Annotated in this window: 1 protein-coding gene (running past both ends of the window); it reads right to left on the reverse strand. The window is 63.4% G+C overall.

All 26,177 nt of this window come from inside a single coding sequence — locus ACQPZ2_RS13465, MFS transporter, on the reverse strand. Of the gene's 58,263 coding nucleotides, 14,020 precede the window and 18,066 follow it; the stretch shown corresponds to coding positions 14,021–40,197, spanning codon 4,674 (partial) through codon 13,399 (complete); reading right to left, the first codon wholly in view occupies window positions 26,173–26,175. The start codon and the stop codon both lie outside this window.

Raw genomic sequence — 26,177 nt, forward strand, 5'->3', positions numbered from 1 at the left:
TTCGAGAATTTTGATTTCATTCGGAGTCAGCTTGTCATTTGTATTCGGTACACCGCATTCGGTGGCCACTGAACGGGCGAGTCGCCGTACCGCGCCCGCCGTCAAGGTCCGGGTCGCTACATCTCCGAGAGGTTTGGCCGGTGCCGCGACCGTGTTCAGCACATGCGCCGTCTCGGTTTCCGACTTTCCTCGTCGGTAGCGAAGGATCAGGGCTGCTTGCTGGGTCGTTCGGAGCTGACCGAAAAGCCTTCCGAACTGCGCGGTGGGCGCATTGGCCAGTGCCTCGGCAATGGGATCGGAGTTCCCAACACCTTCGAGCTCCATATATGCCGTCGTGACGGTTTTCTGCAAATGCCGAAGGATGCCCTCGAGGCCACCGGCGACCGGCCCGGATGACTTCGACTGTGCGGTCTGTTCGGCTACTTCGGGCTGCGGCGCGGCTTGTTCCTCTGGCTGCACAGAGGGCGCCGTCGGTCGATCGGCGGGCGACGAGGGGTCGGCCGGGCTTTCCGGTTGCTTGGTTCCGGGATCGTTTGGGCTCGTGGTGTTTTCGTCGTTGCTGGTGGGTGTGGGTTTGTTCTGTGGGTTGGGTTGGTTTGGGTTGTCGGGTTTGCCGAGGATGGGGTGTTGGCGTTGGTCGGGGGTTGGGCCGTCGGGGTGTGGTTTGGGGTTGGGTTGGAGGCGGCCTCGGGTGTCTTTGGTGAATTCGAGGTAGTAGGCGTCTTGGATGTGCGGGAAGGTTTGAGGGAGGGATTCTTGCCATTCGGTGTGGTGGCGGACGCGGGGTGTGCGTTGTGTGGGTTGTTGTTCTCCTGGGGTGGTGGGTGGTTGGGGTGTGTTGGTGTCGAAGATGAGGCCTTCGGAGGTGGCGAGGAAGCTGTGGGCTGTGGTGCCGTCGTCGATGACGAAGGTGATGGCTTCAATGTTGTTGTCGGGGTTTTGGAGGGTGTCGAGGAGGTTGAGGATGTGGGTGAGGGGGGTGGTGGTGTCGGTCGTGGTGACTTTGGTGAATCCGGCGTGGAGGCTGTTTTCGAGTTCTTTCCAGGTTTGGGCGTTGTGGTGGGGGATGGTGGCGTTGTCGTAGCCGATGGCCCAGGTGGCGCGGACGGTTTGGGCGAGGCATTTGCGGAGGTACTCGGGTACCTCGGTGGCGTCGAGCGGGTTGTTGTCGACGTGGTCGACCGGCATGGGCGGTGCGGGTGTATCGCCGTGCACGGTGTTGGGGATCCAGTCGCCGGTGTACTGGGCGGGGGTGGTGAATCCGTATGGGAGAGTGAGCGGTACCTCGGGGCCGAAGTGGTAGTAGCCGAGTATTCGTGATCCGGTGATTCCGCCGATGAGTTGGACGGATCGATCCGGATCGGCGCGCGGGAATCCGGCCTCGGGGCGTGCGGCATAAACACGTCCGGTTACCGACCAGCGGCGGGCTTGGTCGATGTCGCGGTATGTGGTGAGTGGGCCTTCTCCTCTCGGCGTAATGCCGGTCGTGAGTACTTCGGTCGGCGGGTAGCCGGGGTCGGGGATGTACACGAGTCCCGGGTCGGTGGTGTATTCGACGGGGAAGTGGTCGTGGTGGCGGGCGAGGAATGCGAGATTCCGCTCGACGTCGACATTCCGGTCGGCCGCAGATGGCATGGGGTCGGCGTCGGCGGGCAACCCGATCCGTTCCCGTACTGTTTCGTCGGCCTGCGGCGATGCTTCGTTCGATGGCCCGCCGGGGAGTGGTTCGGGATTCGGTCGCGGCCTGGTCGTGCCGCCACCGGGATCGTCGTCATCGTCGTTCGTATCCGAGTTCACTACCGACACATCGTTGTCGGGCTGATCGCCTGGGGCTTGGGGTTGCTGCGGCGGTGTCGTCGGCCGGAGGCCGGTCATGATCCGCGAATACGCCAGTTTCTGGGCGTCGGTTGCCAGCTTCCCGTGCAACGTCACCGCGTTGTAGACCTCGGCGTAGAACTCGGACAGGTTGAGTTTTCCGTCCTTGCCGAAGCTGTACCCGGTGAGTTGTTCCTCCAGCCAAGTCACGAACTTATCCGGGTCCAGATAGGTTGTCCGGTTGGTCCGCACGAAAAGCTGCACCAGCTCGCGCATGATGTTGTCGAAGTCGTCGGGGTCGTCGTGGAGTCCGCTGAGGAAATGAACCGCGTGGCCGCCCTCATGGCCCATGACCGAGTCACCGGGCCGAGCACCGTCGCCGACCAAGAATCCGACTTCTACCTGCTGGGCCATAGTCTCATGGAATAGCGGCGCGTTGACAGCGAATCGTTCGCTCAACATGAACCCCGTGGCGCGGGTGTGGCCGTTGATCGTCGACCAATTCGTCCAAGCCATGGCGGCTTCTTTCGCATACGGCCCAATTCCGATGACCGGCCGACCTTCCTTCGGATCGGCGATAAGCAGATCGGGGTGGTCGGTGAGCAGAACGCGGACCCTGCTGATGAACTGCTCGAAGATATCGGCGTCGAGATCGGCCCAGTCGGACCCGACAACCTTGACGTCGAAGTCGCGTTCCAGATCCTGGGCCAGCTTCTTGATCCGAGCCGATGTCGCCCCCTCGTCGCTCGTCGACGTGCGGGGAGCACGCCCACGCAGTTCGTGTGCTCGGTCGACCAGCAGCTTGTACAAAGTCTGCTTGCCCGCGGTGACGCCCGGGCTTCCTAGCTCAACATCCCGGAACGACCACACCAGAGCCCCGCGGACGATCAGGTTCCCCTCCTCGGTGAAGTAGGAATCGGGGAACTGCAGTCTCAACCACGCGCGAAACGCTTCCTCGTCCACCTCCCCGCCTGCCGGTTGGAAGCGGTTCCGCAAGGCGTTCATGGCGTGCGCCTCCGCCCGCCATCGCCCCGCGTACACCATTGCCGCGGCGAACAATTGGGTCGTGGCATCGCGAACTTGATCCGGCCTCAACCCGGCTACGAAACCAGCGTCCAGATACAGCGATAACGTACTTACCTTCGACCCGGTGAACTGCGGAACGGCACTGCTGGCTGAGCCGTCGACCAGGCGGGCGATGCCCATTGTGCGGACATCCACCGCAGAATGCTTTTCGTGTAGGTCGTGGAACGTTTGGGTGAACACCTGAAATGCTTCCAGGTCGGTTCTCGGATTGCAGGTCACCTTCGTGGGGTAATGGTGCTTCGTGAATCCGAATTCAACGTCATCCAGGTTTTGATATTGCGCCGCAACCCATGTGGGTGACGCTGCGGAGCCGCTTTTTCCAGTGACCGCCGTATCCGATTGTGCATCCCCGACTTCGGCGCTGATGTGTCCATCGGGATCCTGTGCTCGTGTCGCATCGGTGTCCTTGATGCCGAACATGGTGCGCAGGCGAGATCGGACGTGCTGCACTGCGCGCCCCGATATTTCCAGTTCCCCTGCCGTGGCGGTGTTCGAGAGATTGGGGGCCGGTAAGCCGAGGACCTGCCGTTCGCGGTCGTCCAGCTCGGTCTGTGCTGGATGTGCGTCATCGGTTTCGGTCGGTGTGACCGTGCGCGCGTCATTGACTTCCGGTGTGGTCGAGCCACTTTCGTCGCTATCGGCAGGTCGTGCTTCGGCCGCGCTATCACCGGTGCTCGTGGGTGTCGCCGGGGCTTCGGGGCGTGGTTGTGCGCTCGGTGCGCCAGCATTGTCCGGAACCGCGGCATCGGAATCGTTCAACGCACGCAGGTCTGCTGAGAGCTGCGCGTGAAGAGGAGCGACCCCGCTCGAGTCGGGGTGACTACGCATAAACCCTCGAAGACGCTCCAGATCCTGGCTCGTCCGCTCGATTGCGGCCGCTCGTTCTGCAGAGCTACCCTCAGCTGCAATTGTGCGATTTGTCAGTATGCGCCATTTAATTCCGGACCGATCCAGCGCTTGCCGCAGCGCCGCACCCGGCGCCTGGTGCAGCGTGATGAAATCTATGTCGGAGGTAGTGACGTCGAAAATCTGAGCTTCGATGAAAACTCCGGATCGAAATGAAGCTCCAGTATAGTCGCGACCGATAGGCGGGTTGTGCATATCAACGCCGTAGGAATACTCCGACGGATTATCCAACGGTGAGGGTACCGTCTTGTCCTTCTCTACGATCGAGTCGCCAACGGTGATCGTCGTTCGGGATTTCACTTCTGGCTTGAGATAGATCTGGTGATCGCCGTAGTCGAGCTCCGACAATGCATCGATTATGCCGGATTGCGAAGGGCGGACCCCGTCCACGGCAACGAATCCGTAGACGGGAGGGTTTTCATGGACGTGCGAGCCGAACCACTCGGCTTCGGCATCGGCACGCTCGCCAAAGGGGTTGCGACTTCCCCTGATCCGCCCTTCGTCGAGGATGGCCACCAAATTTTCCTCGCGCACTCGGATACCAATCGGCTTCCCATCCAGCGCGGCTTTCAATTCACGTCGCATCTGCTCACGCATCTCGGCACTGGATCTGCCGAGCGAAGCCGCCATCTTTTCGATACGCCAGTCGATGATCGCGTACTGGCGCAGCAAGGACCACCGCTCCTCCAGCATCTCCTCATCAATTTCGTGCGCCGCGGACCGCTGCCTCAGTTCCAGTTCAAAAGCCTGCCTGGCCTCGGTTAATGTCGCGCGGTCCGGTGGTGGAGAACACAGCCCCCGCTGCCGGACGCGAGTGAGATCCGATCCGACGTCTGGTGCGGCGACTCCAGAGGTCTCTGCGCGGAAACCTATCGGCGAGCCGGGGTCGGTTGCGCCGCCCTGCGAGGTACTGGCTTCCGCTGCCGGTTCGGTTGTCGGTGGGGTGGATTCGGGGTGGTCAGGTTGGTTGCTGGGTGGTCCTTCGAGTTTGTGTGGGTGTTGGGTGTGTCGGTACCAGGGGAGTCGGCGGCGGGCGGGGATGGATTTGCCGTGTTCGTCGGTGGTGAAGTCGGCACGGAAGATTTTCTTGATTTTGTGGTATTTGGGCTGCCATTTGTTTTCGCCGTTTTCGTCGCCGTGGTAGTTGCGCACGTGGGGGATGTGGTGGTCGGTGTTGTCAGGATCGTCGACGAGGGTGTCGAAGACCAGGACTTGGTCTTCGACATTCGGGATCTGGCTTTCGATGTTGACGAAGGTGATGATGTGTGCGTTTGTGCCGTCGTCGACGGCGAGGATGACTTTATCGATGCCGTTTTGTTTGGTGCGGACGGTTTCGGCGATGGCGGTGAGGTAGGGGTCGCCGTCGTATTTGTCCGGTTGGAGCTGGGCTCCGAGGGCGGCTTCGAGGGGTTTGTAGTTCTTTTCGGAGTGCCATTGGGGGTTGTTGGCGTCCGGTTCGGGGGTGTCGTCGTCGATGAGTGCGAGGGCTCGGTTTACGCGGGCAGTGTGGAGGGCGCAGTTTCGGAGGATGTTGGGGTCGACGGTGTCCGGCTGCGCGGTCTCGCCCGCGCGGGCCGCGGGGACGGCTAGGACTTGGGCGGTATCCCAGGGAAGAGCGACGATGCCGAGACCGTATTCGAGGGGCGTGAGGATATCGCGGCTCCGCCTTGCCAGCGTGAGGGCGCCGTAGCCTGCGGCAGTGGCCACGGTGATGTTTGCGGCCAGATCGGCGACGGCGTCGCCGCTGTACGCGGAGGCCAAGACGCCAGCAAGAAATGCGCCGATCGGGAGACTGGTTCCCTGGAATAAACCGCGCACACTCCCGGTGCGGCCCTGGAGTTCGCCGGGGAAGGCATTTTGCTGGTAAGTGCCGATCTTATTGTTCGTTGCCGCCATCAGCATCGTGTCGAAGAATCCTGCAAGCGCTATCACGACAGGGTTGGTGGACGATGCCTGGAGCGTGAACAGCGCGGCCATATTGGCGAGTGCCACCGGGTACAACTTGGTGACGTCGATCTTGTCGAACCATTCCGGCAGGTAACCGCTCAGCATCGCACCCACCGCGGGTGCGGCGACCACAGCGCCTCTAGCCCAGTCCGACAGGTCGGCTTCGTGCAGTACGGTGGCGGTGCGGAGCCCGAGCATGGCCCATGCGGCGTTGTTGATCGTGCTGACTGCGGTGAGTTCGCGGAGAAATTTGTTCCGCCACACTGCCCGCGCGGCTTCGCCGATCTCTCTGAACAGGTTGTCCGGTTTCGCGTGGACCTGGGTCGGGAACTGCAATCCCAGTATGTTCGCGAAATTTCCCAAATAGGACAGGAAGTTCAGACCGAATGGCGCCGCGGGCGCGAATCCCGCCATAGCGGGGCCCAGTGATTGACCAGCGAAACCAGCGGCGGATCCAGTGGAACCCGTCAATCGGTTTCCGGTATTCCGCTGGTTGTCGGCGAGGAAATCCCGGACGACTGTTTGAAAGACGCGGAAGTAGTAGGTGGCAGCGATGGATTCGACGATCGTTGTCACGGTCAGCCCGAGTGCGAGATCGGGTGCGTCGATCAGCACCAGGGCGGTCGCGGCCGCCGCGGCCGCCGCGCCGACCGCTTGTGCCATGAGCATGATCTGTTTCCGGTCGTAACGATCGGCGGCGACACCGGCGTGCAGTTCGAGGAATCTCGCGAGCCCCGACGCGGCCATCGCCGCACCGGCGGCGATCTCTGATTCCGTCGCATCCAGCACAACATATGGCAACGCGTACTGCGCAGCGACGGAACCGAATTGATTGGCGACCTCGCCCGGCAGCCACAGAATCTTGTTGCCGATTTTGCGCGGCAGCCAACTGACGTCCTTGCCTATCCAATCGCCGAACAACAATCTCGCGAATGGTTTGTTGACAGTGAGCAGTTGTCGTTTCGAAATCGGCCCTTCGGCGGCCGGATCGTCCGGTATCTGCGCGGGCTGATTCTCGGCGGCGGAACGCTCGGAACTGTCTGGGCTCGTGACGTTTTCGTCGTGGCCGGTGGGTGTGGGTTTGTTTTGTGGGTTCGGTTCGGTTGGTTGGTTTGGGTTTTCGGGGTTGTGGGTGGGTGGGCCTTGGACTTTGTGTTGGCGTTGTTCTCGGGTGGGGCCGTGGGTGTTCGGTCGGGGTTCGGGGTGGAGGCGGCCTTCTTCGTCTTTTGTGAATTCGAGGATGAAGGCGTCTTTGATGTCGGGGAAGGTTTGGGGGAGGGTTTGTTCCCATTGGTCGCGGTCGCGGACGCGGGGTATGCGTTTGGGTTGTTGGTTGGGTGTGGTGGTGGTTTGTTGTTCGTTGGGTGTGGGGATGTTGGTGTCGAAGACGAGGGTTTTGCCTTTGCCTTCGGAGGTGACGAGGAAGCTGTGGGCGTTTCGGCCGTCGTCGATGACGAAGGCGATGGCTTCGATGTTGTTGTTCGGGTTTTCCAGGGTGTCGATGGCGTGGGCGATGGCGTCGTTGATGGCGTTGGGGGTGTCGGTTGTGGGGATTCTGGTGTAGTTGCCGTGGACGCTGTCTTCGAGTTCTTTCCAGGTTTCGGCGTTGTTGTTGGTGGGGATGTCGGCGTCGTCGTAGCCGATGGCCCAGGCGGCGCGCACGGTTTGGGCGAGGCATTTGCGGAGGTATTCGGGGACGGAACTCCGTGCTGCCGAATCGGTTTCAAGATCATGGCTAGCAGCCGACACCAGCTCGGCCGCGGTGTCGCGTCGCTGTCCGCCCAGGATGCCGTTTTCCTCCGACAGGTATGCCGCCAGCTTCCGGCAGTTCTCGCAGTCGTCGAGGTGGGTCGAGACCTTGGCGTCAGCCCGTTTCCGCAGACCGTTGCGCGCCCAGGCGCCCAGGTTTTCCACGGTCGTGCGGCACGTCTCGGTGGTGGTCTGCTTCAGATGCGCCTGCAGATATAGCTGGCGCAGGCGCTCACGCGCCCGGAAGGCAGCCACTGCGGTCGCGTTCGCGTTCGACTCCAGCAGGTCGGCTGTCCCGATTGTGGTGAGACCTTGAATCTCGATGTGCCACAACAGGGTCCGCATGGTCTTCGGCAAGGCATTGAATGCCTGTGCTGCCATGGAAGTTTCAAGACCTACCAACGCGGTGTCGGTGTATGGCTCGGTTATGTCATGGTCGCGCATATCGCCGCTGAGCACCAGACGGGTATTGGGGTGGAAACGTCCGGTGTTCACGGAATGATAGATCGTGGTGAGCAAGTACTGACGGAAGTCCCACACGGGTCCGCCGCCTTTACGTAGCGTCTCCCACACCTTGAGGAATGCCTCGGACACAACATCGTCCACGCTGTCAGCCGGGGTTTGGAGACGTTCGGCTGCCCTGCGCGCGGTGGAGGCGTGTCGTTCGTACAACTCGCCGTAAGCATGCGCGTCTCCCGTCCGCGCGGCTGCTACGAGTTCGTCGTTGCTCCGACGCTCAGAGAGATTCTCGTGCCGCAGCACGATCGACGTGACCACGTTGTTGTCGCTGACCTCGAAACGTCCAGCAAACAAGGGAGATGCGGGTTCGGATGGCGCTGTGTCATCAGTGAGTCTTGCCTCGAACGTGCCGGTATGGGCATCGGTGGCGCTCGGGTGGATCGTCACCACCACCTGGTCGTGCCTCAGTTGGTGCCCGGTGAGCCGCCCGTACAGGTCGAGTATGTTGGCCTTGGCGGAGGCGAGTACTTGATCCCAATGTGTTCCCGTGTGGGCCGCGCTGAGCTCCCTCAGGTGGATGCGTTCCCCGTGTTGCGTCATCCCGATGATCACGTTGGTGTGAAGTCCGACATGATTCTTGGCATCGATGTTGAAGGCAAGGAATTTGGCGCCGTCGGCAAGCGCTACGGCCGTAAGGTTCTCGGCTCGGACGACTATCCCGATCAGCCCCTCGGGCCATTGCAGCTCGCCGTCGGGCCCCATCGGTATCGGCGCACCGCCCAGACCGAGCTCTTCGAGCACTCGCTCGGCGCACAACCGCACGTTCAGCGCGGAACTGCGCTCATTCCCGACGATCTCGGCAACGTGCATCGCGGCTGGCAATACGCGCCCGATCACGCCAGTGTTGTGATGTGTTTCGGGAGCGGTCGCGTGGTTCGGTGCTGCGTTGTGCATGGGATCGGCCGCTGGCCGAGGGCCGATCATCCGTGGCTCGTCGGGCTGATCGGAGAAGTTGGGGCCATGGTCGTAGAACTCGTTGACCGTTATTGCCTCATCTGGACAATGCTCCAGCAGCGCGTCGTCGATCATGCGACGGATGTTGTCGAATTCCGGGTTGTCGATCGCGGGTTCGTGGTACGCGATGTAGGCGATGAGTCCGTTGTCCGCCCGGCGATACAGCATGATCGCGCACCGTACGGTGAGATCGTTGCACTGGATTTCGAGATCGGGCGGGGCGGGTAATTCCAGCGCTTCCCGTATCTGCGGGTGTGTGACTCCTTGCGCCTGAACCAAATACAGAGTCAGAGATCGGGCGTTCGTGTTCGTCCCGGACTCGTTTGTCGTAGTCCGACTATCGGTTCGGGCGGCGGTGACCAGACCCGACGTCACCTCGCCACGCGTGTCGCTGATCTGCTGGAGTGCGGGAGGTGTGTCGAGCAGGACAATTGTGCCGGACACATCGGGCGCGGTTTCGAAGACCGCATCGCGAGAGAAGACCGGAATCGTTTTGCCGGAGTAGTTGATCGCGACGACTTCGACCAGACCGGGGATTACCGGTTGCTGTCGTAATCTCGCGCCGAGATCGGCGGGCGTAAAGGAATTGTAGAACAGATCGACCACGACACGGCCGGACGGCTGATCACGCACCATGTTCGCGAGGCCGGTGACGAACTCCTCGATGTCGTCGGTGTCCAATGCAAAACGAGCAGCCGATTGAGGTGTGCCGAGGATTTTGTGTTGGCGTTGTTGCTGGGTCGGGCCGTCGGTATCGGATTTGTGGATGGGTTCGAGTTGGCCGGTGGCGTTCTCGGTGAATTCGAGGATGAAGACGTCTTTGATTTCGCCGAAGGCGTGGTGGATTTCCGGGAGGGTTTGTTCCCATTCGGTGCGGGTGCGGACTCGCGGTGTGTAGTGGTCGGGTTGTTCTTCGTTGGGTGCTGTGGTGGGTTGTGGGATGAGGGTGTCGAATATCAGGGCGGTGCCGTTGACGTTGGATACGGTGTAGCTGTGGGCGTTGGTGCCGTTGTCAATGACGACGATGATGGTGTCGATGTCGTTGCCGGGGTTTTCGACGGTATCGATGGCATGGGTGATGGCGTCGGTGGCAGGGGTGGTGGCTGCTCTGGGGATCTTGGTTAGTTCGGCGTGGAGGTTGTTTTCGAGTTCGTCCCAGGTGTCGGCGTCGTCGTTGGGGCTGGTGGCGCGGTCGTAGCCGAGGGCCCAGGTGGCGCGGACAGTTTGGACGAGGCATTTACGGACATGCTCGGGTACTTCCGCGCCGGAATCGGTTGCGGTGGCGGCTGATTCGGGTGCCTGGCGCGCTTCATCGTCTGACGGGCGGGCGGTGTGGTTGCCTGCGGCGATCGACGTACCGTCAGCGCGCGTGCTGCCCGACGCGCGATGTGTCGCGACGGAATCGCTCGTGGCCGACTCGGAGGTCCCGGGGTGCGCTGCCTTGGTCGGTGTTTCGCGCGGGACCTTCATTCCGAACCAGATGGCCCCCTGCATCACGAGCTCGCCGAGCCGCGGGTTGTCGCCGGTGACGATGGCGATCTCCTGAGGTGACGGCAAGTCCGGTCCATCGAGTCGCTGCAGGATGGCGTCCAACAACCGCTGATCACCGGGCGTGGCTTTGGCATGGATCTTGCCGATGCTTCGCTTGACGTTGCCGATCGAAATGGCCAGCAGTACTGGTTCGAGGTCCCAGCCGTATCCGGCCTTCACCCAGACGCGGCCACCGTCTGTGCCGCCCGCTTCGATGTAAATCCCCGCGACGCCGCAACGGCGGTAGTAGTCCTCCAGTGCGGCGAAGGCGGTCGAGAATCCTTTTCGACGGGCATGTTCCTCGAGGTGGAGGTCGATGTTGTGAACGACTATGCGGTCGCGCTCATCGCGATAGAACGTTCGCTCGAACTGGCCGACTTCGACACCGTTATCGTCGAAGATCTTGCCGGACATCGTGATGAAAACGCCTGGTGTCAGCCTGATGCCAGAAGCCAGAATCGTGGTGCCGGTCGTTGTCGTACCGAGGATTTGATCGTCATGGTAAACCGATGGATCCGGAATTACGTACGACGCAGCGATTTCTCCTATCCAGTAGGGCCCGTAGCGCCCCGCGAGTCCGCTGAGTTTGCTCGTCAATACCGCGTCATCGCGATCTTGTATCGGAACGTCCAAGAGTTCGCCGAGCGGCGAAACCGACGATAGGTCCGGAGTCGCCGCGTCGGCGATTTCCCCGCGCGAATCGCCATCGGTGACGCCGTCGATAGGTTCGTTTTCCCGGGCGTGGTGTGCAGCCTCGGCCGTGTCGGAACTTCTTGCTGCCGAATTGGATTCGGGTGATTCGCTATCGCCGCTGTTGGCACGTGGTGCGGCTGTGGGATTCGCGGTTTGCGGTTCGGGTTCGCCAACACGCTGTTCGCCACCGCCGTCGCCGTCGAGCTCGGCAAGGTTCGCGACACGCGGATCCGGGTTTGACGATGCAGTGCTGCCGCCACTGTCGCTACCGTCATCGTCTTCCGTCTCGTCGTCAGCGATCGTCGATGGCTTGGGAGCAGTCTCGCTCGGCGACGCGGGCGCTGGGCTCGCTTCGTTGCATTCGAAGCCTGAACCGGCACCTGAGACACGCAGCAGACGGCTACCTCGCTCGCCGGATACGCGCACCACGATGCGTATTTCATTGCCCCGTTCAGCCGCCTCCGGGGCAATCAGATCGGCCAGCTTCCGGCACGCGTCTTCTACCATCTCGGGTGGCCAATCGGGCATCTGCCCGACCAGCCAATCTCGCGCCTGGGATGTGGCGGCAGCGTGCTCGGCTGCACCGGGCGGATCGTCGGTACCCGTCCTCCACCGAGTCTCCGCCTGCCTGTCCGCGCCAGGTTGTGTGACGGCCGCGGCCGCCAGGTCGGGGAATCCGTTGTGCCGTAGCAGATAGCGTGCGAAATGGACGTAGATCGCGACCATATATACGTGCGCTTCGGCGGACCACCACAGCTCGTTTCCGCGTAGATGGTCGATATCGGTGAGCACGTCGCCGGGCATGCGATCCGCGGCCACGGTCCGGTGACGGACCGGACGCGAGCCCGCGCACTTGCGCTCGACGACGTCCACATCGGCGCGACCGAAGATGTCCAGCAGGTCACCGTCGGGAGTGCGTACGGCGCTGGTCGCAGGCGTCCATTTTCCGTCGTCGAGGCGATCTATCGCCACAATGTCCCAGCCGGTCAGGGTGTGCAGGGCGGCGGCGAGCCAATGACAGTGGAACTGACCGAGAAGCTCCTGGGCTTGCCAGTCGAGGGTGTTCGCGGTGATTACCAACTCCTCGTGGCCGTTATTGGTTCGCACTGGGATTTGCAGGGAAATGGTGCCGTTGAAGTCGACCAGTCTTGGATCTCGGCGCCAGAACTCGTCCGCGTCATCGGTGTTCTGTCTCTGGGGGCCGCTTTCGGCCGGATCGGTTTCGCCCGGCTGTGGCGAATCGGTGGGCGGCACTGATTCGCGGGCTGTGTGTCCGGCGGAGCTGGTTTCAGTCGAGTCAGTGGCACGTCGCGGCGGCTGTTCGCCGGGTTGCTGGCTGTCGGGGAGGTTGTGGAAGAAGACACCGCCGCGTTGGAAGGACGCGAGAGGATGTTGTTTTCCGAGTGCGGGCTTGCCTTCTACCACTGCTTCGAGTTGTGCCATGGCGGCTCGATGTTCGGCCAGGATGTTTTCGGCGATCTGGAACAATCGTTGTGCGGCGTCTTGGGTTTCGGTGGGCAGTTGTTCTTGGGCAGCGCGTGCGTGGACTCTGGCGGTGAGGTTTCGTGCTATTTGTGGGTCGCCCAGCTCGGCCATGAGTCGGTGGTAGACATGGCTGTTTTCGACAGGTGCGGCGGGTTGGTCGAAAACCTGGATGGGATCGCCGGAATCTGTTGCGGTGTACGCTGATTCGGTGTGCGGCTCGGTATTGGAGTCGGTATCTTCGGCTCGGCTGCCCCTGGCCTCCGAGCGGGGCTGTTCCCAGGGCGTTGGCACGGGAGGTCGGGCTCGATCGGTCGGGCGACTGGAACTCTCGGTTGCGAGCGGTCGCGCCGGCCACAGGTCCGGGCTCGCCACCGACGTGCCCACCCCGTGACTGCTGACCAGGTACCCCTCGCTGCCCGCCTGCCGATAAGCGCGTCGCACCGAGCTTTCCGAAATGCGAAGCTGATTCGCGAGCTCGCGTGCAGGGGGGAGCAATCGTCCTTCGGTCAACCGGCCCGAGGTGATCGCCTCGTGGAGGGCCGACACGATCGGCTGCCACACTCCACCGGCGCATGCACGCATCAGGTCATCGGCCGGGGATACCTCCGCGAAGATCGTGAGCATCTGTCCCGCCGTTACCGGCCGATCGGGTGCGGGTGTGCTCGGCCAGTACTCCGGGCCGGTCACCCGCGTCCCGGCTCCCCGATTGCTCACCACGTAGCCTTCCTCGGAAAGCTGCTGGTAGGCGCGGGCGATGTGGATTTCCGGTATCGCCAGGTGCTCGGCGAATTCGTGGGCCGATGGAAGCACAGAGTTTGGGGGGACAGCGCCGACGCGGATCGCTCTGCGGACCGTGTCCGACACTGCCCGTCGCCAACCGATCTGCGCGGCATCGGCCGCAAGCTCGTGCTGCGTTTGCTCGCCGATGAGGGAGTTTCTCGCGTCGAGAATCGTGCGCAGTGCCTGTGCGGCGCGGCGATGCAGCTTCTTGGCCGCGTTGGCGGTGCGTTCTCCGCCCATGTCGACGGCAATCTCGGCGTATGTCCGGCTGCGCTCATGCCGAAGTTCCAGGCACAGTGCCCATTCAGGGTTGTCGAGCCGCCGGACGGCGCTCCGCAGCGTGTCGAGCAGCGCGGTGTCTCCTAGATCGGCCGCGCGCAGGGCCGTCCGGAAGGCCTCGGTAATTTCATCGACGGTGCCGCCTTCCAAGGTCGGCCTCGGCGGGCTGGCCGACTGCTCATCCGGTTCCTCATCGAATTCGATGTTGTCCTCGGGGGGTATTCCGGCGACGGCGTGCGCGGCGTAGTACTCCATGGCTCGGATCGTCGTGACTCCGTACCTCATCACCTCCGAGGTTCGTTCCCGCGACAATCCCTCGACATGTCGGAGTGTGAGGCATCGATACTGTGTCGGGTTGTTCCTTTGAAGGGCATCGAGGCGGTTCCGTAGATCCTGGCGGGTGGCCAGGCCGAGAGCGCGGCCGAGTCGTCCGGCGCGCGCGTATTCCGGCAGGACCGACCAGATGCTGTGCCGATATCGGGCCGATTCGAGGTGGTCGCGGGTGACGTTTCCAAAGATCGTGCCCAGCGTTCGACCGGCATCCGAGGCGTCGGGGGTGATCTGGTCGCGTGCGAGGAGGAATGTCTCGTCGGTGATGTCACGCGCCAGCTGCTTCTGCTGTACCGCGTCGAGTTCGAGAGAACCTTGCTGAACCCGGTTCGCCACGGCGACCAGCGCCCGCTGGAAAACCTCGGGTTCGAACCCGTCGCGCAGCCGATCGGAAGGTGCGTCCGAGGAGCGCTGTGTGGGCGGGGCGGCCCGGTCGCCGCTGGTTGGCCACTGGTCGCGAGCCGCGACCGTGGTGCGTACCCCGCGCCCACCACTTAGGACGTACCCCTCGCTGCCCAACTGGCGATATGCCTTGCCGATCGAGGTGTCCGACGACAGCCCCAATTGCTTTGCAAGGTCACGTGCTTTGGGGAGCACGCCTCCCTCCGGCACGCGACCCGACCGAATCGCCTCTCGCAGTTCGGATACCACCGTTTCCCGCCAGCCTCGGCGCGCGCCGGCCTCCGCCAACTCCGTGCTCGAGGTTGCATCCGCGAAGATCGCCAGGAGTCGTTCCGCGGTGATCGGATGATTCGAGTCCGGGTCGCTCGGCCAGCGGTCTGGGCTGTTCACCCGAGTGCCGGCAGCACCGTTGCTCGCGACGTAGCCTTCGGCAGACAGTTGCTGGTATGCGCGCGCCACCGGGGTCGGCTCCGCTATTCCCAGCTGCTCGGCGAGTGCGCGGGCCGAGGGAAGCACCGCTCCCGGAGCTATCGCGCCAGATCGAATCAGGGTGCGGACCGCTTCGGTGACGGTCGTCCGCCAACCGGTCTGTGCAGCCGTTGCCGCCAGATCCTGAGTTGACAGGTCGAAGGTGGAAGTGGTCTGCGGCGATGCTTGCGTCGGCTGGGCGGCAGTGTGGGGCGGGTTCGACTCGGCCTGCTGGCCTTTCCCTCCGGACCACGGTGTAGGCGAGCCGGGCTTCGTCCGTGACTCTCGTGACTCTCGTTCCGGCCAGTGTGCCTGCTGAGATACGAACGGCCGGTCGTCGTCCACGGGCCGCGCGGAGTCCAGCCGGTTGACCTCGTCGGCGTTGTCTACCAGGGTTTCGAGTCGGCGTGGACCTTTGTCGGGCTGTGCGGGGTCCACTTCCAACATTGCGGTATCGACGTCGTCTCGCATGTCGGCTGCGGCGTCGCGCATTTCGCGCGCCTGCTCGCGCTGGCGAACCAATCGCGCCCGCGAGTCCTCGACCTCGCCGGCGCGTACTCCCGACCGGGGGCTGGCGGGCTCGCCGTCAACCGATCCCTCGGGTGAGTGCACCGCACCACCGGACCGAGGTGTGTTCCATGGTGTCTTCGGTGCTGAATCCGCTGACTCCGTTCCGCCGGAACGGTTTCCATCCCAAGGCGTCGCGCCCTTGTCCGACGGACTCTGCATCGGCCCCAGGACTCTGCCGTCCTTGCGCGGGGCTTTCAGCGCGGGGTCGTGAGGGTAGCGGTTGGTGAGGTTGTCTTCCTCGTCGGTGGTGAGGAAGGCGACGAAGGCCTCTTTGATGTCGGGATAGGCCTCATTCCATTCGTCGGCGGTGCGGACACGGGGGATGCGCTCGGGGTCGTTGGGGTCGGTATGGGGGTCGTCCGGGTTGGTGATGTTGGTGTCGAAGATGACGACGTTGCCGCCGGGTTTGTTGTCTGTGTTGGTGATGGTCAAGGAGTGCATCTTCTTGCCGTCGTCGAGGAGGAGGACGGCGGTGTCGGCTCCGTCCTCGAGGTTTCGGACGGTATCGATGGTCTTGGCGACAGGGTCGGTGGCGGAGGCGGACTCGATTTTGACGAGTTGGGTTGCGATGGCTCGCCGGAGGTGTTCCGGGCTCTTTTGCCGTCTCTTCGGTTTGATTCCCGTGTTGAGGCCGAGTGCCCAGGTTGCTTGGGATGTTTGGTTGATGCAGTCCAGCAGTCTGCGGGCCTTGAACAGCCGGTTGTACAGGGACCAGCCCGCGATGGTGCCGAATGTCGCCGCGATGGATGTCCCGGTGGTTTGTTGTCCCAATAGCGCTATTGCGCCACCGGCGACCGCTGGACCCAGCGCGAACGCGCCTCGGGTCGTCACGACGCCGATCGATCTCACTCGTCCGCGCACTTCGGACGGGGTCGTCTTGTTCAAGTAGGTGTTGATCGGTATCCCAGACGCACCGAGGACTGCCCATGTGCTGGCGAGTCCTGCCGTGGCTATCCAGGGGTCGGTGGTGGTTGCCGTGAGAATCGCGGGCCCGGCCAGACCGGCCAATCTGGCCGTGAGCAGCGTGTCGATGCTGGTTTTCTCCAACCAGCTCTTGGGTAGCACGTTCCCGATCACGCCGCCGAGCGGGGTGAGCAACAGTGCAGTTCCCTGCTGCCACGCCGAAAGACCTGAGCTGGCGATCAGTGACGTGAACTGTAGTGACTGCAGTCCCAAGTAGAAATTGGTGAAACCCAAGTTGGTGTTGGAGCGTCGCCGCACCGGGAGATTCTGGACGGCACGCACGCCCTCCGCGATCGACTCACGAATGCTTTGAGATTCGCTCGGATTGGCGTTCGGGGAGGCCGGCAACCGCGACAAACTCATCAGATTCACAACGTTCGAACTGAGGTCGATGAGGGGAGCCGTCCATGCACCGGCTTTCAGCACCATGGGGCCGAGGCCCTTCCCCAGAACGCGGGTGGCGTTCATTTTCAGGTTGTTGTAGCGGACCAGTCCCTCTTGCGCATCGCCGACCCTTTCGACGAGCCACTTGCTGGCGGCGCTGCCGTAGACGACGGTGGCGGCCGCCTCGACGAGTGTTGTTCCGACGAGTATGGGGACGGAGTAGGACGTTCCGGATGCGAGGGCGACCGTTGCTGTGAGTCCTGCAGCCGCGGCCACGGCTTGGCTACCCATCAGCAATATCTTGGGTGAGGTGTGGTCGGTCAGATGTCCTGCGATCAGTGCGCCGCCGATGTACGGCAGCTGGGTGGCCCACCCGACGGCGCCCGCCACTCCCGGTCCGCCGTGCTCCAGAAAGTAGAGGGACGTAACCGTCGCCATGACCTCGAAACCGGCATCGTTGAAGAAGTCGGCGCCGAGGCGGATGCCGACATAGGGGTCGGTGCGAACCAGGTGCAGCAGTGAATGGCTCTTCTGGTTTTCTTCGGTATTTTCTGGTGCTTCTGTTTTGCTGGATTCCTCGGTTTCGGTCGGCTCGGCACCGGTCTCATTCGCTACCGGGGAGAGCGCCTGAGCGTGCGGCGACTCCGGTGAATACTCGCTTGTGTTGTGCTGGGCATCGGGTACCGATGCTTCGTCCGAATTGTCGGGGGTGTTGTTTTGGTTGCCCAGGATCGGGTGTCGGCGTTGTTCTTGGGTCGGTCCGTCGGTGCGTGGTCGGCGGACGGGGCGGAGGCGTCCTTTGTTGGTCGTGGCTTGGGTTTCTTTGGTGAATTCGAGGATGAAGGCGTCGGTGGTTTCACCGAAGTCGGCTCGCATTCGGGGCAGGGATTGTTCCCACTGGGTTCGGGTGCGGACGCGTGGTGTGCGTTGTTCTCGGTTGGGTTCGGTGGTTTGGGGGATGAGGGTGTCGAAGATGAGTGCGGTGCCGTCGATGTTGGTGACCATGTAGCCGTGGGCGTTGGTGCCGTTGTCTATGACAATGACGACGGTGTCGACGTCGCTTTCGGGGTCTTCGACGCGGTCGATGATGTGGGCGAGTGGGTCGGAGGTGGTGGTTGATATGGCGGTTCTGGTGAGTTCGGCGTGGAGGCTGTGTTCGAGTTGCTGCCAGGTTTCGGCGTTTTCGTCGGGGATGATTGCTTCGTCGTAGCCGACGGCCCAGGTGGCGCGCACGGTCTGGACGAGGCATTTGCGGACGTGTTCGGGTATCTCAGAGGTGCCGGAATCGGTTGCGGTGGGCGCTGATTCGAGGTCGGTGGTATTGATGTGCGCCTGCCCGCTCCGCGCGTCGTCTACGGCGGCGGCGAGGTCGGCGACAGAGGAACGCGGTGCCGGGGTGGTCGTTTCGGAGAGTTCCTCGCCGACGGCGTTCTCTGGTCGTGCTGCGGCGGTGACGACAGTCAGTCGGACATGCCCGGGCTCGATTACGGTCGTGGTCAGCTCCAGCTGATCTGATGAGCGGCCGAGCGCGATCGCGGCCAGCCTGTTCGCTTCGCGTTGCGTCGCCGAGTGCAGGTCCCCGGGCAACTCCTCGGGTATCGGTTCGGCGGCGAGTCGGTCATCCGGGTCGGGCACCCGATCATCGCGATCGGCAAGTGCGGCAGCAATTTCCGCCGCACCATCAGTTCTGTCGCCGAGCACCGCCCACACGGTGTAGCCCCCCTGGACGTATTCGATCCCGGAGTGTTCGGCATAGATCTCGGCGAGGTGCAACGCCGGGGCGTCCGCGGTACCACGAACGTGCAACTCGAGACAGAGCGCCGTACCCTCATCCGTTGCCACCGTGGTGAGGACCAAGGAGGCATCGACCTCTGGATCATCCGGAACGGCGCCTACCAGCTCGTCGGCCAAAAGCGTTGCCGTGCCGGACTGCTCGGCCGGCCAGGCGTCCTGGCTCGCTAGCAGATCTCGGACCAGGCCGGCCGCTTCGGCTCGGATCTCGGTCCGGTTCGCGGCACCGTGCCCGATCGCTAGCAACCGCAGCTCCGCACCGGCGAGGGGAGTCGGCCCCGCCTCGACCGGTTGCTCGGTAGCGGTCGGGAGTGCCTCCTCGATCGCATCTCGATCGGTCGTCAGCGACGCCTGGCCGTCCAGCACTCGGAACTCCATGAGCCGACTGCCCGGTTCGCCGGAGATCTCGATCTGGAACCAACCCGTCTGATCCGGATCGGCCGCAGGGCGAGCGTCGAGGAGCATGCGCTGGGCCGTATCGGCGGCCAGCAGGCGTTGCTCGGTCGTCCAGTGGGTGGTCAGTTCGCCGACCACCGTCCGCAGCTTCGCCACAGCCGTGTCCACGGGTTGGTCGGGATCGATCGCCATCGCGACCCGCACCGTTGCGCCCGCCGCATCGGCCGGTCCGGCGGCCAGCATCATCCCGGTCTCACGTCGACCGGAGCCCCGTCCCTGCACAATTGCCATGGTGTTGGCACCGGCTGCGAGGTGGGATATATGAAGGACGCACCAACTGTCGTCCGCGGCGCCGAGGGTCAATTGATCCGCGACACTGTCCATCGCAATGGACTGCGTGTCATCGTGCCAGTTCCACACCATGGTGTTGACCAGGGACGGCAGTTCCCCGTCGACGCGCACCACGTTCAGGCTTCGCTCTATCCGAGTGTCCGCGGCCGACAGCTGTTCGACCAGGGCCACATAGCCGGCCACCCGGCGCCCGAGGTTGTCCGACATCGCGACTTCGAGTTCCGCACCGCCGCCCGGCCGGTCGACGAGCCGCGCAGACAACTGTGCGCTGTCGACCCTGGCGCCATCGTTGTAAATGGCATTGACCATCATGGCCGCCATCGCGCGCCCTGCCTCGAGAGCCTCGGCCGGTTGCCCCGACATCACGTCGCCGACGAGCTCCTGCAGTTTCCGCTGCACTTCGTCCGGATTGTCGCCGGCGCGAAATTCGACGACAGTGAGTACGGGCTGCTCCACGTCGGTCGCTGTATCCATATCGACGGCGTGGGCCCACTGGATACCAGCGGCCGCCAAGTCCTCCTGCAAACCCTCGTCCGGGAGTTCACGGTGGAACACGATGAAGGCCATGTCGGGAACCGAAATGCCGCCATGAGTTTGGGTCAGAATATGGGCGTTGTCACGGAATCGCTTTCCGTCATAGTCGCGGTCGATGCCTTCGAGGCCGAAATATCCGAACTGGCCGTGCCCGCTCGGCGTTGCGCCGAACGACTCGGGCTGCGGATCGTCGACACTGCTCGGTATCGCCTTTACAAAGGTCGGACTGCCTACACATGCCGTTGTCCTGCCTCGCTCCGAACGAGCAACGACGATATCCACGTCGCCGAATTCGCGAATGGTCGGGAGATTGCCCTCGCTCAGCCAGGAGCGCCGACCCGTGCGAATGCGCCCGTGGACCGGTCGCGATTGCGCAGGCAGGTCGAGCGGATGCCCGAACAACTCCTGTTCGAGTCGTGCCCTTGCCGCGACCGGTAATTGCGCGAGTCTGCTCCTTCCGACGACTTCGAACAGGGTTTTGAACCTGCCGTCGGCGAGAATCTTGCGGAGGGTCGCGGTTGTGACGCGAATGACGATCTCGCCGCTGAATGCCTGCCTCAACTCCTCGGTCATCAAGACATCGAGCTCTTCAGGCGTGATTCCTGATTCCGCGGCCAACGCTGCGGCACGGCGGGCATTCCCTACATACCGCTCGGCATAGGCACGCTTGGCATCGTCGGTGATGACACGCTCCGCCTCGGCTCGAAGTTCTTGGGCCTGCGGATCGCCGACAGCCTCCGCATCGAGGATTCGCTCGAACAATTCCACCGCTGCATCGGTCGGCCGACCGGGGAACGCCGGTAGCTGGCTGGCAGCGGGTAAGCCCTCGGTGGCGGATGGCTGCGTGGTGGATAGGTCGCCTGACGGTGTTGCGGGTGCTCGTCGAGCGGCACGCCCGGCGCCCCATACTTCGTCGGGCGGTGCCATGAATGAGAGGAAGCCTTCGACCGGCGTCCCCTTCTTCGTGCTGGGAACCGCTTCTAGGTGGCCGCCGTCATTTCGGGGCGCGCGACCTGGTGTTGTACCGAATGAGTCGCCGGTACCGCGGTACTCCTTCGGTGCCTCCGATGATTCCTGTGTTGCCGACGCGGGCGTGCCGGGCGCGGATTCAGGTGCGGGAACCTTTATCAACGCAATGGTCATGTTGTCATCTGCTCCGGCGGCGAGGGCGCGTTGCCGGAGTGCGTGCGACGCCGCGAGCAGGTTCCCATTGGATTGGGCCAGGGCCTGTTTGATGATTTCGGTGAGTTTCTCGGGCGATGCTTCGCCGGTAATCGCCTCCAGCGCACCGTCGGAAAACAGGCCGACAATACCGTCACCGGCCAGGTCGTCGATGACCGTCGCGTGTGATTCGCCGGGCTTCGAGCCCGCACCGAGGTAACGCTCCAGTCCGCTGTACATCGACGATGTCTTGGCCTGCTCTTCGGTCCAGTCGTCGAACATGCTCCGAATCTGCGCGATATTCGTATCGTCCGCGGTCAGCCACTTGGACGGGCCGTTGTCCAGGGCGAGCCAGGCCGCTCGGCTGTCACCCTTCCAGTCCAGAATTAGTCGCCGCCCCACCACCATTGCGCCGACGATCGTGCAAGCCGGAGGTTGTCCGACACCGGCGTACTCGGGCAGGTTCGCCAGATCGCGAACTGCCTTATCGGCGGCCGCCGTCGCCTGCTGCACGATCGACAATGGATCCCAAGGCTGACCGGGTTCGAGCGCGGCCAACGCTGCGATCGCGTGATCATGAAAAGCGTCTGCCGCGACCCGCGCGGCATGATCGCCACGCGGCCGCTTCGATATGCCGTCATCCACCACCGCGAGGTAGACGGGTTGCCCGTCGGGACCGGTCGCCACCGCAATTCTGAAAGCATCCTCATTGGTGTCATGCCCGCCGTTTTCCGGCCCAACGCCGATATCGCTCACCGCGGCGACAGGACCCAGATTCAGCTCGACCCGAGGTTGCGGCAGCGGCCACGCGCCTGCCTCATGTTCTGATTGCGCCGCAGCACTGCCATCGTGCTGTGGTGCCGGTTCTGCTCCGCGCAGCTCGCGTACTGCTTGCTGCAGCAAGTCGCGGAACGGCGTACCGTCCGCGAGATGCTTGAACGCGAGTGTTCGCATCGCGAGCGGGTGACCGTAACCCGGCAACTTCGCCGCGCGTTCAGCGATGGCAACGAGTAGATCGCGCACTATTCGCGCCGCAGCATGCAACGGCTGCAGATCAGGCGCGTGGGCTGCGATCGCGGCAAACGCCCGTTCCATTCTTTGGGCGATGTCCAATGCGAGGTCGGGCTGCAGGGTTCGGGCCAGGAAGTATTCGGCCGCCGTTGCAATAACGGGCAGGAGGGATGCCGCGCTTGCGGCTACGTTCTGGCTCGAACCGGTTTGCGCGCGGTCGAATTCCGCCAATGCCGTCTGCAATGACTGGAAAGCTTGGTCTACATCGGCATCGAATCCGTCGACCGATCTGGCCAGAAGATACCTGTCGATGAAGTCGGCCCAATCGGTACCGTCGGCCCTTTGTGCGTCGAGGTGTCTGCCGAGTCCGATTGCTTTCTCGGTCGAGTCCTCGGTGTCTTTGCGGTGGCCTGATGCAGGTCGGACATTCTCTGGAAGAGAAGATTCTTCGGCCCAGGGTACGGACTGTACAGTCTTCTCCATAAGCTCGACCATGTGCCCGATATGCGATGGAACACTGTCCAGAAAATTCAGCTCGTTATCTGGAGCCGGAAAGAGATCGGGTATCAGCGGCGCGCCGAGGGGAAACACACCAGCGAGGTTGAACAGTGCGTTCGCCGCGGCATATAACGCCCGGGCTTCCGGCAGCCGAGCCGCGATGTCGCGGGCGACGGCGAACAGCGTCGGGTAGTCGGGGATGTCGCCGGAATGAGTCTTCGTCTTGAATCGGCGGAGTTGCTCCCACAACACGACATTGAGCAACCGCCCGGCGCCGACCGCGGTTCGGACCGATGGTGACTCGCCGCGGCGGAAAGCGTCGAGAATTGCTGCGATTTCAGCTGTTGTATCGGCGAGCAGTCGCTGTGCGTCATCGTCGGAAAGCGTTGCGGCCCAGTTGTGCAACTCCTGGTCGGTGGAATCGTGCGGATCCGGGGCACGGGTTGCTTCGATGCTTGCCCTGTGCGTCGTTGCCTCGGGCCCTACCTCCGGTCCCGCGGTTGACTGGGCGGCCGCCGCACCGTCGCGGCTGCTCGAGTTCAGCGCATTCGCCAGCGTGCGGACTCGGTGGGCGGCGGCGCGATAGCGCTCGACCGCTGCCAGTGCCCGCGTCGCCGTCTGCCGCTCGGCTACGGCGTGGAAGTAATGCACCAGCAGACGAAGCCGTTGCGGGGGAAGTGCGTCCGGATGGTCGACGGCATCGCGCAATTCGTTGAGCAGTTCGACATTCCGGCGCAGCTTTCGCAAAAGCTCGAGTTCTTCGGGCGCTGCGGTGCGCGGATCCACAACCGCGGCTCGACGCTGGGCTTCGGCATTCGTGCATGCCGACTCCAACTCGCCGGAATCCACTGTTGCCAGCAAAGTCCGGACGTCGATGTTTGCCGGGGCGCCTGTTTGTGCCGTCTCCAACGCGGCCGCGACCTGGTCGACCCGCTCGGCGGCGGCCGCCAAACGATCGGACGCCTCCTGTCTGCGTCGCGGATCGCGGATATCCTGTCCGCCGAGATGGTTTGTGCTGTCGGCCAACGCGGCTTGCCGTTCGGCTTCCGCATGGAATAAATGCACCAGCGACCTGAGCCGTTCCGGGACAACCGCCTCCGGATGCTCCATCGCATCGGTCAACTCTCCGAGCAGATCAATTGTCCGGCTCAGCTGCTGGAAGCGCTCCAGATCTTCACCCGCCGCCGCGCGCGAATCCACCACTGCGGCATGACGTTCCGCTACGGCGGCTTCGCGTACCGCCGCCAGTTGTCCCGTATCGACAGCTGCCAACAGATCCGCGACCGCAGGGAGATTCGGTTCGGAACCTCGACCCACGCCCGGGCCCGGGTCATCGGTTGGGCCGGTGATCGGGTTCTGGGGATGTGTTCGGGGATCATCCTCCGGGCCGGGGCCGTGCAGGGCGGAGAGGACGCCGTTTTCGGACTTGAAGTAGGCGACGAATGCCCTGTCGACGCGTGGGTAGGGCGGGCTCCATTCGTCGTAGTGGCGCATTTGTGGAGTGGCGAGTGAATCGGATATCACGACTTCGCCGTTGACATTGGTGATGACGTAGCCGTGAGACTTGTTACCGCGTTCGACGACGACGGTGGCGGTGTCCACGCCGCCGCGTTTGTTGCGGACGATGTCGACGACCGATGCCAGGGGATCGGCGATCTCCGACTGCTCGGTGTTCGGCTCGGTGGCGGTGGCGGGCAGTTCCACTTCGACGAGCTGTGCGGCGATGGCGGCTTCCAGGTCGGACCAAAGGTTTTCGCCTTCACCGGGCACCCATGCACTGTCGTGGCCCAGATACCACAGTGCTCTGACCAGCTGGATTATGCAGTCCTGCCGAACCTGGGCCGTCGCCGCGGCCCGCGCCTGTGTCGACCGCGTATCCGTTGGTTCGCCAGGATTAACGGAAGTCGTTGTGGCCGAGTTACTTTCGGCTGCGGCACGGGGCGGCGTAGTGCCGACGACGCGGAGGTCGACTTCTGTGCCGATTTCGATTTCGACGCCGTGGTTACGCGCCGCGAGTATGGCGTCGGCGAGGGTGGCGGCATCGAGTTTGCCGCGGATACGGCGCATGTGGGTGCGGACCGTCGGCTCCGCGATGTGCAGTGCCTGCGCTACTTCCCGGTAGGTCAGACCAGCTGCGACGAGGCGTAGCACATTGGCCTCACGTTCGGTCAGCGCACGGTGTCCTGCAGGGCGCTCGGCTGGCATCGCCGAACCCGCATCGGGGCGGGACGGGATTGCGGGATCGATCGGAAACCGTCTGTTCAACCAGTCGAGGACGGTACGAAGTAGCTCGTGTGCCGTATTTTCCGTCGGGTCGGCCGAATAGGGCAGCGTTGCCTGCGCACTCACGTGCTGGAAGGCTTGCTCATACGGCGCCGACTCGGAAATACCCAGCCGTGCCGATAGCGGTTGCGCGAGCTTCGCCCGCGCTTCCACCTGCACCTGCGCGACTCTCATTTCGGTCATACCGGTCGCGGCGGCGGCTTCGGGCACACTCGACCCCGCCGCGAACAGCAACCGGGCGACCGGAAGTTCCTCGTGATCGAGAATGCCCTCGCGATGGGTCCATTCGATGCACCATTGCAGAACTTCGGGTTCGTCGGCGCGGGCGGATTCGATGAGCGCTTCCATCTCCGCAGCGGTGAGTTCTGGTTGGTCGGTCCGCTGCGCAGCAACCGGAACGGTCACAGCCGTCAGCGCGGGTGGGCGGTATTGTCCGCGCCGGAAGCCGATGCGTTTCGCCATCCGGCGAACCGCCCCCTGCGCCAAATGCGTGACGGTGGACTCGTTGTCGTAGCCCAAGGCCGAAGCCATGGCGGCAGGCGACAGTCCGCGCGCGTAGAGACCGACGACGATCCGTTGCTGCAGAGGTGTGAGCCGACCGAGTGCCTCCCGCAACTCCTCAGGGCTCGCCTGCGCCAAAGCCCTGTTCAATATCGCCTCACGCTGCTCGTACGCGGTGGAAATCGTTGCGACCAGTTGGGCGGCGGATTGGATTGCCGTGTTCCGGATCGTCGGACCAGTTGGTGCCCCCTGCCGGAGCAGGCGCAGCGCCTTCCGCTGGTGGACGCTGAGTCCGAGGATCGCGTCATCGAACTGTTCCGTGGACGCCTCGGCGAGGATCTGTTCCGGATCGGGCTGTTGCGCACCCGTCCTCAGCGCGGCACACAGCGCGGTTCGGAGATTGTCTACGGTTCCGGTAACCGCCGACGGTTCCGACGGGGACAGCAGGCCCGCGTCCATAGCCACCGCCACCATCAACTCTCGGCGGCCCCCGGTACCGAGCCTGCGGCCGATATTGGCCACGTGCTGGTCCACCGTCGTGTAGGACAATCCGAGGATCAGCGCGATCCGCACGTTCGTTTCGCCGAGCGCGACCAACTTCAGGATCTCGATCTGGCGAGGAGTCAATGTCCTCGGGCGTGCGTTGTCCGCTGTATCCGAATGCGTCTGGTCCGATGCCATGCTCGGATCCGGCGCATCGTTCGGACGAGCCGCGGTCTGCGCGGGCGAGCCATTCGGCGCATCGGGCTGAACAGATCCTGTCGCAGATGGCGCGCCGCCTTGATGCGGCG

The sequence above is a fragment of the Nocardia pseudovaccinii genome, from assembly GCF_050942345.1.
In the GTDB taxonomy this organism is placed as follows: Bacteria; Actinomycetota; Actinomycetes; order Mycobacteriales; family Mycobacteriaceae; genus Nocardia; species Nocardia pseudovaccinii.